This window comes from Pseudoalteromonas sp. SR44-5, from assembly GCF_014163675.1.
Lineage (GTDB): Bacteria > Pseudomonadota > Gammaproteobacteria > Enterobacterales > Alteromonadaceae > Pseudoalteromonas > Pseudoalteromonas rhizosphaerae.
This window is the reverse complement of the sequence record NZ_JACJDT010000047.1, coordinates 21324-37234: the sequence shown is the minus strand read 5'-3', so window position 1 is coordinate 37234 and position 15911 is coordinate 21324. Positions and strand designations below refer to the sequence as shown.

The window sequence follows — 15911 nt, the reverse complement described above, 5'->3', positions numbered from 1 at the left end:
GGAGCGTTATCGATTGATGCGAAATCTTTAGCAACACCGCCGTATACTTTTGCAAGTACGTTAGTGATTGCTGCAGTTAGGGTAGTTTTACCGTGGTCAACGTGGCCGATTGTACCTACGTTTACATGCGGTTTTACGCGTTCAAACTTTGCTTTTGCCATCTTAAAAAATTCCTATAAAGAAATTAAAGGTTCAGTCCACTGTGGACCAAACCGAGCTAAAAATTACTTAACAGCGCGAGCTGTAATTATTGTGTCCGCAACATGTTTCGAGGCTTCAGCGTACTTCAAAAACTCCATAGAGTATGAGGCACGGCCTTGTGTTGCAGATCGTAGATCAGTAGCATAACCAAACATTTCAGAAAGCGGAACCTGGGCGTTAATTAATTTAAGTCCACCTAGCGCATCTTCCATGCCTTCGATCATACCGCGGCGACGGTTTAAGTCACCAACTACATCACCCATGTTTGCTTCAGGAGTGAGTACTTCAACCTTCATCATTGGCTCTAATAGTACAGGGTCTGCTTGTAGCGCACCTTGTTTCATTGCCAGTGAACCCGCTATTTTAAATGCCATTTCATTCGAATCTACATCATGGAATGAACCATCATATAAAGTCGCTTTCACACCAAGTAATGGGTAGCCTGCCAGCACACCTTGAGACATTTGCTCTTGGATGCCTTTATCTACCGCAGGGATGTATTCTTTTGGAACTGAGCCACCTACGGTTTCGTTAACGAACTCGTAAATTGGGGCTTCATCATCCGAAATATCCATCGGTTCAAGTTTAAGCCAGACATGACCATATTGACCACGTCCACCTGATTGACGTATGAATTTACCTTCAACTTTAACAGTTGAACGAATAGCTTCACGGTAAGAAACCTGCGGCTTACCAACGTTACATTCAACACTGAATTCACGTTTCATACGGTCGACAATGATATCAAGGTGAAGTTCACCCATACCAGAAATAATAGTCTGGCCTGATTCTTCGTCAGTTTGTACGCGAAAAGACGGATCTTCTGCCGCTAGTTTACCTAGCGCGATACCCATCTTATCTTGGTCAGCGATTGTGCGAGGCTCAACCGCAACAGAGATAACTGGTTCAGGGAATTCCATACGCTCAAGCGTAATAATAGAATTCGGATCACACAGTGTTTCACCTGTTGTTACGTCTTTGAGACCAATAGCCGCCGCAATATCACCTGCGTAGACTTCTTTGATCTCTTCACGTGAGTTTGAATGCATCTGAACGATACGGCCAAGACGCTCACGCTTACATTTTACTGGGTTGTATACCGCGTCACCCTGTTTAACAGTACCAGAGTAAACACGGAAGAAAGTTAAAGTACCAACGAACGGGTCTGTTGCAATTTTAAAAGCAAGTGCAGCAAACGGTGCGTTGTCATTAGCTGGACGTTCTTCCTCAGTACCATCTTCAAGGATACCTTGAATTTGTTTCACTTGTGTTGGTGCAGGCATATATTCAATAACGCCATCAAGCACAGCTTGAACGCCTTTATTTTTAAATGCACTACCACATGTAACTGGGACGATTTCGTTAGCCAATGTACGCTGACGCAAAGCATTTTTAATTTCTGCTTCGCTCAGGTCTTCACCTTCCAAATACTTATCCATTAGTTCTTCAGATGCTTCAGCAGCGCTTTCAACTAAGTTCGAGCGCCATTCTTCAGCTAAATCTTGAAGTTCTGCCGGTATTGCCTCATAGGTGAAAGTCATTCCCTGGTCTTCATCATTCCAGTTAATCATTTTCATTTTTATGAGGTCAATAACACCTTTAAAGTCGTCTTCAGCGCCTACTGGTAGCTGAATTGGAACAGGCGTTGCTCCAAGACGAGATTTCACCTGGCCAACAACCGTTAAGAAGTCAGCGCCAGTGCGATCCATTTTATTTACGAAGATCATTCTCGGAACTTCGTATTTGTTCGCTTGACGCCAAACTGTCTCAGTTTGCGGCTGTACACCAGATGAAGCACAAAGCACAACTACCGCACCATCAAGTACACGTAAAGAACGTTCTACTTCAATAGTGAAATCCACGTGCCCTGGAGTATCAATGATATTGATACGATGAGCGTCAAATTGCGCGTCCATCCCTTTCCAGAAACACGTTGTTGCAGCAGAAGTGATTGTGATACCACGCTCTTGTTCCTGCTCCATCCAGTCCATAGTTGCGGCGCCATCATGTACTTCACCGATCTTATGAGAAAGACCTGTGTAGAACAGAACACGTTCTGTTGTGGTGGTTTTGCCTGCATCTACGTGAGCAACAATACCGATATTGCGATAGCGCTCAAGTGGAGTTGTACGTGCCATAAAATCCTCTTAAAGGTTAAGGACAGATTACCAACGGTAATGTGCGAATGCTTTATTCGCTTCAGCCATACGGTGAACGTCTTCACGTTTCTTAACCGCAGTGCCTTTGTTGTCAGCAGCGTCAACAAGTTCTTGAGCTAAACGTAAGCCCATAGATTTCTCGCCACGCTTACGTGCAGCGTCTACTAACCAACGCATACCTAATGCGTTGCGACGTACTGGACGTACTTCTACTGGTACTTGATACGTTGAACCACCAACACGGCGAGATTTAACCTCAACCTGTGGACGGATGTTTTCAAGTGCAGTTTCAAAGATTTCAAGGTGCGATTTGCCTGATTTCTCAGCAGCCACATCTAGCGCACCGTAAACGATTTTTTCAGCAGTAGATTTCTTGCCGTCTAACATTACGATGTTAACGAATTTTGCAAGAAGTTCCGATCCGAACTTAGGATCTGGAAGAATTTTACGTTGACCTATTACGCGTCTTCTAGGCATTTTGTATCTCCGGTTTATTCAGGTTTGCTCTTTCGAGTCAATCACCCAAAACAATAATTAAAAATATTTAGTGCTTGGCCTTACTAACGGAATACAATTAGCCTTTAGGGCGTTTTGCACCGTATTTAGAACGAGCTTGACGACGGTCGCTAACGCCTGCACAGTCAAGTGCACCACGAACAGTGTGAAAACGCACACCTGGTAAATCTTTAACACGACCACCACGGATTAGGATTACACTATGCTCTTGAAGGTTATGACCTTCACCACCAATGTATGAAGTTACTTCGAAACCGTTAGTTAAACGTACACGAGCTACTTTACGTAACGCCGAGTTTGGTTTCTTAGGTGTAGTTGTATATACGCGAGTACATACACCGCGCTTTTGCGGACACGCTTTAAGCGCAGCTGAGTTACTTTTCGTAACCTTGCTACGACGTGGCTTACGCACTAGCTGGTTAATAGTTGCCATTTAAATAGCTCCTGAAATTAAAATTACTACTGAAAAAAATAAAAAAATCCGCCCTTTATTTACAAGCTCGTACCAAACGTGCAGGTAAATGGGTGGCGGAATTTTAATGAGCAAAGATTGAGCTGTCAACCTAAACCGTTAGCAAGGCAGTAGATAACTGCCTTGCAAAAACCTAATCTATTGATTAAGTTAGATTTATTGATTTCCAGATAAATCCGCGTTTAAAGCATCAGTTAGCGCTTGAGTTGCCTCTTCTGCACTTACTGTTTGCTCTTCAACTACAACTTTGCTCTGCTTACGACGAGCCATACGTTCTTGATGATACGCAAAACCGGTACCGGCTGGGATCAAACGACCCACAATTACGTTTTCTTTCAGACCGCGAAGTTCATCGCTCTTACCATTTACAGCGGCTTCAGTTAGGACACGAGTTGTCTCCTGGAACGAGGCTGCCGAGATGAAAGATTCTGTGGCTAGTGATGCTTTAGTGATACCCATTAATTGGATTTCATATTTAGCAGGTAACTTGCCTTGAGCTTCTAAGTCGCGGTTTGCGATATTAACGCGTGCCACTTCAATTTGCTCACCGGCTAAGAATTCACTATGGCCGCCGTCAAGGATCGTACACTTACGGATCATTTGACGGATAATTGTTTCAATGTGCTTGTCATTGATCTTAACGCCTTGCAAACGGTAAACCTCTTGCACTTCGTTAACGATATAGTTAGCAACATGAGTCACACCACGTAGGCGTAAGATGTCATGTGGTGATTCAGGACCATCGGCGATAACTTCACCTTTAGACACTTGCTCACCCTCAAACACGTTAAGTTGACGCCACTTAGGGATCATTTCTTCGTAATGATCGCCTTCAGCTGGAGTAATAACTAAACGCTTCTTACCTTTAGTCTCTTTACCGAAGCTAATCGTACCGGTGATCTCAGCTAAGATAGCTGGCTCTTTCGGTTTACGCGCTTCAAATAAGTCGGCTACGCGTGGTAGACCACCCGTGATATCACGAGTTTTCGAACCTTCCTGCGGAATACGTGCTAACACGTCACCTGGGTTTGCCGTTACACCGTCTGTTACTTCAATCGTAGTGTATGAAGGAAGACGAGTTTCTTGCAGACCGCGCTCTTCACTTTCAATGATAAGCTTCGGCTCTTTCGCATTTATCTTAGCAAGATCTTTAACAACTACACGGGTTAAACCAGTTAGTTCATCAGTCTGTGCTTCAGTGTTGGAGTCATCGATATCGCTGAACGATACTTTTGACTTATGCTCAAGAACGATTGGGTGACTATGCGGGTCCCAAGTAGCAACGATGTCGTTACCTTGAACTTCCGTATTGTCTTGTACTGTTAATACCGCACCGTAAGGTACTTTATAACGCTCTTTCTCACGACCATGGCTATCGATGATAGTGATTTCAGTAGAACGAGAGGTAATAACAATCTTACCGTCAGTGTTTAATACATATTTTGCGTTATGAAGCTTCAATGTACCGTTAGTTTTAACTTGTACATTGTTTTCAGCAGACGCTCTTGATGCTGCACCACCGATGTGGAAAGTACGCATCGTAAGCTGTGTACCCGGTTCACCGATTGATTGTGCCGCGATAACACCTACTGATTCACCCGCGTTGATGATATGACCACGTGCAAGGTCACGACCGTAACACTTAGCACATACACCAAAGTCGTTATCACAGGTGATAACTGAACGTACGCGAACCTCATCTACTGAGTGCTCTTCTAAAAGATCACACAGTTTTTCGTCAAGCATGATATTACGCTCTACTAGTACTGTATTAGTACCAGGGATCACAATATCTTCAGCAACAACACGACCAAGTACACGTTCGCGAAGTGCTTCTACAACGTCACCACCTTCAATAAGCGGTTTCATTGTTAAGCCATCTTCTGTGCCACAATCGTCTTCGTTGATTACCAAATCTTGTGCAACGTCTACTAGACGACGCGTTAGGTAACCCGAGTTCGCTGTTTTCAGTGCTGTATCGGCAAGACCTTTACGCGCACCATGCGTTGAGATGAAGTACTGAAGTACGTTTAGACCTTCACGGAAGTTAGCGGTGATTGGCGTCTCGATGATTGAACCATCTGGACGTGCCATTAGACCACGCATACCTGCTAGCTGACGGATCTGAGCGGCACTACCACGAGCACCAGAGTCGGCCATCATAAACACTGAGTTAAATGACGGTTGCTCTTCTTCTTCACCTTGGGCATTGATAACCGTGTCTTTTGACAAGTTGGCCATCATTTCACGTGATAAGTTTTCATTTACACGTGACCAGATATCGATAACTTTATTGTACTTTTCACCAGCCGTTACAAGACCTGATTGGAATTGTTGGTTGATTTCAGTTACTTCAGCTTCAGCTGCTTCGATAATTGATGCTTTGATCGGTGGGATAACTAAGTCATCGATACCGATTGAAACACCTGACTTCATTGCGTAGTGGAAACCGGTATACATAACTTGGTCAGCAAAGATAACTGTATCTTTAAGACCAAGACGACGGTAACACTCGTTTAATAAGCCAGAAATTTGTTTCTTACCTAGGGCCTGATTGATTGACGAAAACGGCATGCCTTTTGGTAAAATAAGAGACAAAATTGCACGACCAACAGTTGTATCGATAACAGTTACAGTGTCTTCTACTACACCATTTTCGTTTTTAACTGATTCGCTAATACGTACTTTCACGCGAGCGTGAAGGTCTGCATTACCGCTGCGGTATGCTTTTTCTGCTTCTTTTGGATCTTTTAAGATCGCGCCTTCGCCTTTCGCGTTGATGCGGTCACGGGTCATATAATATAGACCCAATACAACGTCCTGTGATGGAACGATGATTGGCTCACCATTCGCAGGAGATAGGATGTTGTTTGTTGACATCATCAATGCACGAGCTTCAAGCTGCGCTTCAATCGTTAGCGGTACGTGTACCGCCATTTGGTCACCATCGAAGTCGGCGTTGTAGGCCGCACATACTAATGGATGCAAATGGATTGCTTTACCTTCGATAAGCACAGGTTCAAACGCTTGGATACCCAAACGGTGAAGTGTTGGTGCACGGTTAAGTAATACTGGATGTTCACGAATTACTTCGTCTAATACATCCCATACTTCCGGAACTTCACGCTCTACCATTTTCTTAGCAGCTTTGATTGTCGTAGCCATGCCGCGACGCTCTAATTTGCCATAGATAAATGGTTTGAATAGCTCAAGTGCCATCTTCTTAGGAAGACCACATTGGTGAAGCTTAAGTGTAGGACCAACTGTGATTACAGAACGGCCTGAATAATCTACACGCTTACCAAGTAAGTTCTGACGGAAACGACCTTGCTTACCCTTGATCATATCAGCAAGAGATTTAAGCGGACGCTTGTTAGAACCTGTAATTGCACGACCACGACGACCGTTATCAAGTAGCGCATCAACCGCTTCTTGTAACATACGTTTTTCGTTGCGTACGATAATATCTGGTGCAGCTAAATCTAGTAGACGTTTAAGACGGTTATTACGGTTAATAACACGACGGTAAAGGTCATTTAGATCAGAAGTCGCAAAACGGCCACCATCAAGTGGTACTAATGGACGTAGATCAGGTGGCAATACTGGAAGTACTGTCATGATCATCCACTCAGGGTTATTACCTGACTGGTGGAACGATTCCATTAATTTAAGACGTTTAGTGATCTTCTTACGCTTAGTTTCAGAGTTAATTGTTGGTAACTCTTCACGCATTTCAGCAATTAATTGCGCAAGATCGAGTTCACGAAGCAAGTCTAATACTGCTTCAGCACCCATCTTCGCTTCAAACTCATCACCGTGCTCTTCTAGTGCATCTAGGTATTCTTCTTCACCTAATAGCTGACTACGCTCAAGCGTCGTCATGCCAGGCTCAGTTACTACGAATGATTCGAAGTAAAGAACACGTTCAATATCACGAAGCGTCATATCAAGCATTAAGCCGATACGTGACGGTAATGATTTTAAAAACCATATATGTGCAACTGGGCTCGCAAGGTCGATGTGACCCATACGATCGCGACGCACTTTAGTGAGTGTTACTTCAACGCCACACTTTTCACAGATCACACCACGGTGTTTAAGACGCTTATATTTACCACATAAGCATTCATAATCTTTCACTGGACCGAAAATACGGGCACAGAATAAGCCATCGCGCTCAGGCTTGAAAGTACGGTAGTTAATAGTCTCAGGTTTCTTTACTTCACCGTATGACCATGAACGAACCATGTCTGGTGAAGCAAGACCAATGCGAATTGCATCGAATTCTTCGGTCTTATTTTGTTGCTTCAGAAACTTAAGTAAGTCTTTCACCTTAGCTCTCCTGTCGGAGTTAATCTTGAGGACGGATGATTTCGTCCCTACATTCTATTCGGCCGTAACAGATGCTGCAGGCTAGCTGCAGCATCTAATTGGCTTAATTTTCTTCCAACTCGATGTTGATACCCAGTGAGCGGATTTCTTTCAACAATACGTTGAACGATTCTGGCATACCTGGTTCCATTTTATGGTTACCATCAACGATGTTTTTATACATCTTAGTACGACCGTTCACGTCATCCGATTTCACTGTTAACATTTCTTGTAGAGTGTAAGCGGCACCGTATGCTTCTAGTGCCCATACTTCCATCTCACCGAAACGCTGGCCACCGAACTGTGCTTTACCACCCAGCGGCTGCTGAGTAACAAGGCTATAAGAACCAGTAGAACGCGCATGCATTTTGTCATCAACTAAGTGATTCAGTTTCAGCATGTACATGTAACCAACAGTTACTTGACGTTCAAACTGATCGCCAGTACGGCCATCATAAAGTGTAACCTGACCACTACGAGGGTAGCCAGCTAGCTCAAGCATGTCTTTGATTTCGCTTTCTTTCGCGCCATCAAATGCAGGAGTAGCGATTGGTAAACCACCTTTTAAGTTTTCAGCCAAACGACGAATTTCGTCATCTGTGAAGCTAGCAATGTCTACGAACTGGCGAGATTCACCAATTTCGTATGCTTGCTTGATGAATTCACGTAGCTCATGAAGCTCACGTTGTTCTTTCATCATTTCTTCAATACGCTCACCAATACCACGAGCAGCTAGACCCATATGTGTTTCAAGGATCTGACCGATGTTCATACGTGATGGTACACCCAGCGGGTTAAGTACGATATCAACAGTACGACCTTTATCATCGTATGGCATATCTTCTACTGGTACGATAGTCGAGATAACACCTTTGTTACCGTGACGACCCGCCATCTTATCACCCGGTTGGATACGACGTTTAACAGCAAGGTATACTTTAACAATCTTAAGTACGCCTGGTGCTAAGTCATCACCTTGAGTAATTTTACGACGTTTGTTTTCAAACTTCTTATCGTATTCAGCTTTAAGCTCATCATACTGGGCTGCTAGTTGCTCAAGTTCAGCTTGCTTGTCTTCTTCAGCAAGGCTTTGAGTAAGTAGTTTCTCAGCATTTAGTGATGCTAATCTGTCTTCGTCTTGACCGGCTGCAATAAGTAACTTACGAGCACGATCTAACACGCCTGCTTCAAGAATACGGAATTCTTCGTTAAAGTCTTTTTTCGCATCACGAAGTTGCATTTCTTCAACTTCTAGCGCGCGCTTGTCTTTTTCAACACCGTCACGGGTGAAAACTTGCACGTCAATTACAGTACCAGTTACAGAGTTTGGTACACGTAATGAGCTGTCTTTAACGTCAGACGCTTTCTCACCGAAGATAGCACGCAGTAGCTTCTCTTCAGGAGTTAATTGCGTTTCGCCTTTCGGAGTCACTTTACCTACTAGGATATCGCCGCCTTTAACTTCAGCACCGATATAAACAACGCCTGATTCATCAAGCTTGCCTAGTGCAGATTCACCCACATTCGGGATATCTGCTGTGATCTCTTCAGGACCTAACTTAGTATCACGGGCAACACACTGTAGTTCTTGAATGTGGATAGTCGTTAGACGATCTTCTTCAACTACGCGCTCTGATAGTAGGATTGAATCCTCGAAGTTATAACCGTTCCATGGCATGAATGCCACGCGCAAGTTTTGACCAAGGGCTAAGTCACCTAAGTCAGTCGAAGGACCATCTGCTAACACGTCACCACGAGTAACCGGTTCGCCAACCATACAAGTTGGTTTTTGGTTAATACATGTGTTTTGGTTAGAACGTGTGTATTTGGTTAAGTTGTAGATGTCGATGCCCGCTTCACCAGGGATGCGTTCTTCTTCATGTACATTAACAACGATGCGACTTGCGTCAGCATACATTACTTCACCACCACGTTTAGCAACAATCGTTACACCAGAATCTTTCGCTAGTGTTAACTCAATACCAGTACCTACTAACGGTTTGTCCGCTTTCAATGTTGGTACTGCTTGACGTTGCATGTTTGAACCCATCAATGCACGGTTAGCATCATCGTGTTCTAGGAACGGGATAAGTGCTGCCGCTACAGAGATCACCTGTTGTGGTGATACATCCATATATTGCTGGTCCATGCGACCCATAAAGGTAGATTCACCTTTGTGACGACATGGGATTAATTCATCAACAAACTCATTGGTTTCAGTTAAGTTTGAGTTCGCCTGTGCGATAACAAACTGACCTTCTTCAATGGCTGATAAGTAATCAACTTCATCAGTTACTACACCCTCTACCACTTTGCGGTAAGGTGTTTCTAAGAAACCATAGTCATTGGTACGTGCGTACGTAGACAATGAGTTAATTAGACCGATGTTTGGACCCTCAGGAGTCTCGATTGGACATACGCGACCATAGTGAGTTACGTGAACGTCACGTACTTCAAAGCCAGCGCGTTCACGTGTAAGACCACCCGGCCCTAATGCAGAAATACGACGTTTGTGCGTCACTTCTGATAGCGGGTTATTTTGGTCCATGAACTGTGATAACTGAGACGAACCAAAGAACTCTTTAACTGCTGCCGAAATAGGCTTAGCGTTAATAAGATCTTGTGGCATGATCGCATCTAGGTCACCTAAGCTTAAACGCTCACGTACCGCACGCTCTACACGTACTAAACCTACACGGAACTGATTCTCAGCCATTTCGCCAACACTACGAATACGACGGTTGCCTAAGTGGTCGATATCATCAACATCGCCTTGACCGTTACGAATAGAAATTAATACTTTCATAACAGACACGATGTCTTCTTTGCTTAATGTGCCTGGGCCTGTGTCAGTGTCATAACCAACACGGCTATTGAACTTCATACGACCTACAGTAGATAAGTCATAACGTTCTTCAGAGAAGAACAAGTTCTCAAATAAGGCTTCAGCCGCGTCTTTCGTCGGTGGCTCGCCTGGGCGCATCATGCGATAAATTTCTACTAGTGCTTCTAAGCGGTTAGTGCTTGAATCAATACGTAAAGTATCAGAAATATATGCACCGCTGTCCACTTCATTGATATATAGAGTATCAATTTTAGTGTGACCTGCTTTAACCAATTCAGCCATTAACTCTAAAGTTAATTCATCATTCGCGTTTGCAATCACTTCACCCGTTGACTCATCAACGTAGTTTCTAGCAATTACACGGCCAATGATATACTCATGGGGTACTTCTAAATGGCTAATGCCTTTTTTCTCAATGCTCTTGATATGACGCGCTGTTACACGACGGCCAGACTCAACGAACACTTCACCGTCTTCACTTTTTATATCAAAGGCAGCGGTTTCACCACGTAAACGTGATGGCACAAGTTCCATAAGAACTTTACCGTCAGTTACTTCAAACGCAGTGGTTTCGAAGAAGATGTTTAAGATCTCTTCTGTCGTGTACTCAAGTGCACGCAACATGATTGACGCCGGTAATTTACGACGACGGTCAATACGTACATATAAGTTATCTTTTGCATCAAACTCAAAATCTAACCATGAACCACGGTATGGGATAACACGTGCGTTATAAAGCACTTTACCTGATGAGTGAGTTTTACCGCGGTCGTTATCAAAGAATACACCAGGGCTACGGTGTAGCTGAGAAACGATAACACGCTCTGTACCATTGATTACAAAAGTACCGGTATCGGTCATGAGCGGAATTTCGCCCATGTAAACTTCTTGCTCTTTAATGTCTTTAACTGTGCCTGGAGCTTCTTTATCCATCACCACAAGGCGTAGTTTCACGCGAAGTGGAGCAGAATAAGTCACACCGCGAATTTGACATTCTTTTACATCGAATACTGGCTCACCAATACGATAACTTACGTATTGAAGCTCAGAATTTCCCGAGTAGCTTTTGATTGGGAACACAGAACGGAAGGCAGCTTCCAAACCATGATCGCCATCAGCGTCCGGCACTAAGAATTTTTTAAACGATTCTAACTGCGTTGACAGTAAGAAAGGTATATCCAAAACTTGTGGACGTTTACCAAAATCCTTACGGATACGTTTCTTTTCAGAATAAGAGTAAGCCATGGGGTTCCTCAGCTTGCTGATCTTTGACCCGACCTGTTCTTGTAAGAACAGACTTAACTGGCATCTAAGCCAAGATTGTACAACATTTAATTGTTGTTCCAATTAGCTCCCACTTTAACACTAGCAAACTATAAAGCGTTGAAAGTAAAGAGAAAATTAGATTTTATTTGAGCTATAGGAATACATCGCTCTATAGCGCAAAAAGGCCGGTGATTAAATAATCACCAGCCCTTGCCTGATTTCTCAGACAGCGAACTTAGCAAAAGCTAAATTACTTAACCTCAACTTCAGCACCAGCTTCAGTAAGGTCTTTAGCAAGAGCTTCAGCTTCTTCTTTAGATACACCTTCTTTAACAGGTGTAGGAGCAGCTTCAACAAGAGCTTTCGCTTCTTTAAGGCCTAGGCCAGTTGCGCTACGAACAGCTTTGATTGCCGCAACTTTATTAGCGCCAGCGCCAGTAAGGATTACGTCAAATTCTGTTTTCTCTTCAGCAGCTTCAGCAGCAGGACCTGCTACCATAGCAGCTGCAGCAGTTACGCCGAATTTTTCTTCCATTGCTTCAACAAGAGCAACAACGTCCATTACTGACATTTCAGCAATTGCGTCAAGGATTTGGTCTTTAGTTACAGACATTACAAATTTCCTAATAATTAACGGACTCTAGGTCCAAAAAAATTTTACACCGAAAGATTGATTAAACAGCTTAAAATTAAGCAGCTTGCTCTTCTTTCTGTACACGTACTGCTTCAATTGTTTTACACAATTTGCCAGCAGACGCTTCTTTCATAGCGCTCATTAAGCGTGCAACAGCTTCGTCGTATGTAGGTAATGTAGCAAGCATTGCTGCATCAACAACATTTCCTTCAAAAGCGGCCGTTTTAAGCTCAAATTTCTCGTTCTTCTTTGCAAAAGCAGAAAAGATACGCGCAGCAGCACCTGGGTGCTCTGATGAGAAAGCGATTAAGCTTGGACCAACAAATGAATCAGAAAGGCACTCAAACTGTGTTCCTTCAAGAGCACGTTTTGCTAAAGTGTTACGGACAACTTTCATCCAAACACCATTTGCACGAGCTTCTTTACGAAGGGCAGTGATTGCGCCAACTGTTACACCACGAGAATCTGCAACAACTGCAGATAGAGCACCATTGGCTGCTTCGTTGACTTCAGCAACAATTGCTTTTTTGCCTTGAAGATTTAAAGCCATGGGTGTTACTCCTGGTTTAATGGGTTACCGTACATCGGCTTCCCTGTTCTACTCTTCCCTACCAAACAAGATAGAGATGCTTTTTACGGCGAGAGCCAGAAGATTAGGAAAAATCTATCTGGGGATTCACACCGTCTACGTAGGTGAATATTAAGGCCGAAGCCACCTACGGTCTTGGACGGAAGCCCAATTTATCGTTTTGCCCGAAGGCGCACCGAAATTATGGACTTCAACCCGAATTCTTTACTTGTTGAGAAAACAAAATTTCTCAACAAAATGGCGCAAAATTATAGTATAAATTTCACGCCATGTAAACACTCAATTAAACAACAGTTGTTGTTAAAGTGCTTTGGTCAACAGAAACACCTGCGCCCATTGTTGTAGAGATGGTTACTTTCTTAACGTAAACACCTTTTGCTTGTGAAGGCTTAGCCTTCTTAAGCGCAACAATTAGCGACTCAAGGTTTTGTTGAAGTTGCTCAACTGTGAAATCAACCTTACCAATAGTAGTATGGATGATACCATTTTTGTCATTGCGGTAACGCACTTGACCAGCTTTAGCATTTTTAACTGCTTCTGCAACGTTAGGTGTTACAGTACCAGTTTTAGGGTTTGGCATTAGACCACGTGGGCCTAAGATTTGACCTAGTTGACCAACAACACGCATAGCGTCTGGTGATGCAACAACAACGTCAAAGTTCATCTCGCCTTTCTTAACTAGCTCAGCAAGATCTTCCATACCTACTAGTTCAGCACCAGCTTCTTTCGCAGCTTCTGCGTTAGCGCCTTGTGTGAACACTGCAACGCGAACGTCACGACCAGTACCGTTAGGTAGTACAGTTGCACCACGAACGTTTTGGTCAGATTTACGAGCATCGATACCAAGGTTAACAGCAACGTCAACACTTTCTACGAATTTAGCTGTCGCTAACTCTTTTAAAAGAGCAACTGCTTCGGTGATTTCGTAATCTTTAGTCGCTTCCACTTTTTCGCGGATAGTACGCATACGTTTAGTTAATTTAGCCATTATCTTAGTCCTCTACGTTCAAGCCCATCGCACGCGCAGAACCTGCGATAGTGCGAACCGCAGCTTCTAAATCAGAAGCTGTAAGGTCAGGTTTCTTTGTCTCAACGATTTCTTCAAGTTGAGCACGAGTTACTGTGCCTACTTTTTCAGTGTTAGGACGGCCTGAACCAGATTTGATACCTGCAGCTTTCTTAAGTAAGTAAGCAGCCGGTGGCGTTTTCATGTCGAACGTAAATGAACGGTCGCCGTAAACAGAGATCACTACAGGAACTGGAGCGCCTTTTTCGATAGATTCTGTACGTGCGTTGAACGCTTTACAGAATTCCATGATGTTTACACCGTGTTGACCTAGTGCTGGACCTACTGGAGGACTAGGGTTAGCCATACCAGCAGCAACTTGTAGCTTGATTAGAGCTTCAACTTTCTTAGCCATTATAAATACCTCATTAGGTGGGTCTTAGCCTTGTGCGCGCGAGGACGCGTACTCTAGCGGCTTCCCAGTTTAAAAATTGGTTTCTCACTTTTCTGTATACAAACCAAGAAATGCTTACTTTGAATACAAAAAGGCCGCTGATTATAAGTTAATCAGCGGCCTTTTTCAAGCTTTATACCAAACAATATATTTTTTGGTATAAATCAGTTAATTTGTTTATCTATCTTGCTCAACTTGACCAAATTCAAGTTCAACAGGAGTAGAACGACCAAAGATAAGTACCGATACTTTTACGCGGCTCTTTTCATAGTCAACAGCTTCAACCACACCACTGAAATCAGCAAATGGGCCGTCAACAACACGCACCACTTCACCTGGTTCAAATAACGTTGCAGGCTTAGGCGCTTCAGCGTTTTCTTGTAAGCGGTTAAGAATGCGATCAGCTTCTTTAGCGCTAATTGGTGCTGGACGATCAGACGTACCACCGATAAAGCCCATAACACGCGCGGTGCTATTTACTAAGTGCCAGCTTTTATCGTTCATATCCATTTGGATAAGTACATAACCAGGGAAGAACTTGCGCTCAGATTTACGCTTTTGACCAGCGCGCATCTCAACCACTTCTTCAGTAGGTACTAATACTTCACCAAAGCTATCTTCCAAACCTTCGATCTTGATATGCTCAAGAATAGTTTGTGCAACACGCTTCTCATAACCTGAGAAAGCCTGTACTACGTACCAACGTAGTTTCTTTTCGTTGTTCTCATCCGACATGGGATCAGATCTCCAATCCAGTTAAAAAGCCTACTGCGCGGAATAAAATGCCATCTAATCCCCAAAGGATAAGTGCCATAATCGCAGTTGCAACCATTACAATAAATGTCGTATGGGTAGTTTCTTGGCGCGTAGGCCACACTACTTTACGTACTTCGATGCGTGCTTCTTTTGCAAAAGCAAGGAAGGTACGCCCTTTTTCAGTTTGTGATGCAATCCCCAAACCAGCGGCAACAGCAACAACAACACCAATAGCACGTAATAACACAGACTGATCTGCGTACATATAGTTACCAACTACTGCGCCTGCAAGTAGCGCAATTGCCACAAGCCACTTTACTGAATCCATCGCACTTGATGGAGTTTCTACATTCGTGCTCATAATATTATTACCTTAACTACAGACACAACAACCCTACACTATGGCAGGGTTAATCCATTAAAATCCAAACTTAAAAACAGACTTATTTAAACCGATTTTTAACCTCAGACTTTACCCACAAACAGGATAAAATGGCAGGGGCGGAGAGACTCGAACTCCCAACCATCGGTTTTGGAGACCGCTGTTCTACCAATTGGAACTACGCCCCTGCAAAGTGGATGCCTATTATACTTACGCAATTCATTAACACAAGTGTAAAAGATGCCCATAAGTCAAAATCT

The 15911-nt window shown here is 43.5% G+C and carries 12 protein-coding genes and 1 tRNA gene; all 13 read right to left on the bottom strand.

Annotation, left to right across the window (positions count from 1 at the left end; translation table 11 throughout):
- On the bottom strand, positions 1-161 hold a 161-nt coding region (locus tag H5154_RS18945), incomplete at its 3' end, for a GTP-binding protein (protein WP_246175643.1).
- Positions 162-224: 63 nt separating this feature from the next.
- Entirely contained in the window at positions 225-2339 is a 2115-nt protein-coding gene (gene fusA, locus H5154_RS18940) for an elongation factor G (RefSeq protein WP_145238305.1), read from the bottom strand.
- 27 nt (positions 2340-2366) lie between these two features.
- Positions 2367-2837: a 30S ribosomal protein S7 gene (gene rpsG / locus H5154_RS18935; RefSeq protein ID WP_016710546.1), complete on the bottom strand. Its 471-nt coding sequence runs from the start codon at positions 2835-2837 to the stop codon at positions 2367-2369.
- A gap of 97 nt (positions 2838-2934) precedes the next feature.
- Positions 2935-3309 (bottom strand): 30S ribosomal protein S12, encoded by a 375-nt coding sequence (gene rpsL, locus H5154_RS18930; RefSeq protein ID WP_002958885.1) that lies wholly within the window; start codon positions 3307-3309, stop codon positions 2935-2937.
- Between the two features lie 195 nt (positions 3310-3504).
- Positions 3505-7680: a DNA-directed RNA polymerase subunit beta' gene (rpoC, locus tag H5154_RS18925; protein WP_145238302.1), complete on the bottom strand. Its 4176-nt coding sequence runs from the start codon at positions 7678-7680 to the stop codon at positions 3505-3507.
- Between the two features lie 103 nt (positions 7681-7783).
- On the bottom strand, positions 7784-11809 hold the full coding sequence (gene rpoB / locus H5154_RS18920) for a DNA-directed RNA polymerase subunit beta (protein ID WP_182719269.1): 4026 nt from the start codon (positions 11807-11809) through the stop codon (positions 7784-7786).
- A 271-nt stretch (positions 11810-12080) separates the two neighbouring features.
- Positions 12081-12443 carry a 50S ribosomal protein L7/L12 gene (rplL, locus tag H5154_RS18915; RefSeq protein WP_064668694.1) on the bottom strand — a complete coding sequence of 121 codons (363 nt, stop codon included), beginning with the start codon at positions 12441-12443 and terminating at the stop codon, positions 12081-12083.
- Between the two features lie 76 nt (positions 12444-12519).
- The gene (rplJ, locus tag H5154_RS18910; protein WP_145238296.1) at positions 12520-13014 is read right to left on the bottom strand and encodes a 50S ribosomal protein L10; all 495 of its coding nucleotides are present in this window, start codon (positions 13012-13014) and stop codon (positions 12520-12522) included.
- Positions 13015-13336: 322 nt separating this feature from the next.
- Positions 13337-14041: a 50S ribosomal protein L1 gene (rplA, locus tag H5154_RS18905; protein ID WP_145238292.1), complete on the bottom strand. Its 705-nt coding sequence runs from the start codon at positions 14039-14041 to the stop codon at positions 13337-13339.
- A 4-nt stretch (positions 14042-14045) separates the two neighbouring features.
- Positions 14046-14474, bottom strand: coding sequence for a 50S ribosomal protein L11 (rplK, locus tag H5154_RS18900; RefSeq protein ID WP_008108462.1), 429 nt, complete (start codon positions 14472-14474; stop codon positions 14046-14048).
- Positions 14475-14690: 216 nt separating this feature from the next.
- Positions 14691-15248, bottom strand: a complete 558-nt coding sequence (gene nusG / locus H5154_RS18895; protein WP_145238289.1) for a transcription termination/antitermination protein NusG — start codon at positions 15246-15248, stop codon at positions 14691-14693.
- Between the two features lie 4 nt (positions 15249-15252).
- Positions 15253-15630: a preprotein translocase subunit SecE gene (secE, locus tag H5154_RS18890; protein WP_016710555.1), complete on the bottom strand. Its 378-nt coding sequence runs from the start codon at positions 15628-15630 to the stop codon at positions 15253-15255.
- Positions 15631-15762: 132 nt separating this feature from the next.
- Positions 15763-15839: transfer RNA gene (locus H5154_RS18885), tRNA-Trp, on the bottom strand.
- Positions 15840-15911 lie beyond the last annotated feature (72 nt).

What these genes read in the sequence shown, in the direction of transcription:
- rplL (WP_064668694.1), bottom strand. Translation starts at nt 12,443, where the DNA reads ATGTCTGTAACTAAAGACCAAATCCTTGACGCAATTGCTGAAATGTCA.
- rpsG (WP_016710546.1), bottom strand. Translation starts at nt 2,837, where the DNA reads ATGCCTAGAAGACGCGTAATAGGTCAACGTAAAATTCTTCCAGATCCT.
- rplJ (WP_145238296.1), bottom strand. Translation starts at nt 13,014, where the DNA reads ATGGCTTTAAATCTTCAAGGCAAAAAAGCAATTGTTGCTGAAGTCAAC.
- rpoB (WP_182719269.1), bottom strand. Translation starts at nt 11,809, where the DNA reads ATGGCTTACTCTTATTCTGAAAAGAAACGTATCCGTAAGGATTTTGGT.
- rpsL (WP_002958885.1), bottom strand. Translation starts at nt 3,309, where the DNA reads ATGGCAACTATTAACCAGCTAGTGCGTAAGCCACGTCGTAGCAAGGTT.
- rplA (WP_145238292.1), bottom strand. Translation starts at nt 14,041, where the DNA reads ATGGCTAAATTAACTAAACGTATGCGTACTATCCGCGAAAAAGTGGAA.
- nusG (WP_145238289.1), bottom strand. Translation starts at nt 15,248, where the DNA reads ATGTCGGATGAGAACAACGAAAAGAAACTACGTTGGTACGTAGTACAG.
- fusA (WP_145238305.1), bottom strand. Translation starts at nt 2,339, where the DNA reads ATGGCACGTACAACTCCACTTGAGCGCTATCGCAATATCGGTATTGTT.
- secE (WP_016710555.1), bottom strand. Translation starts at nt 15,630, where the DNA reads ATGAGCACGAATGTAGAAACTCCATCAAGTGCGATGGATTCAGTAAAG.
- rplK (WP_008108462.1), bottom strand. Translation starts at nt 14,474, where the DNA reads ATGGCTAAGAAAGTTGAAGCTCTAATCAAGCTACAAGTTGCTGCTGGT.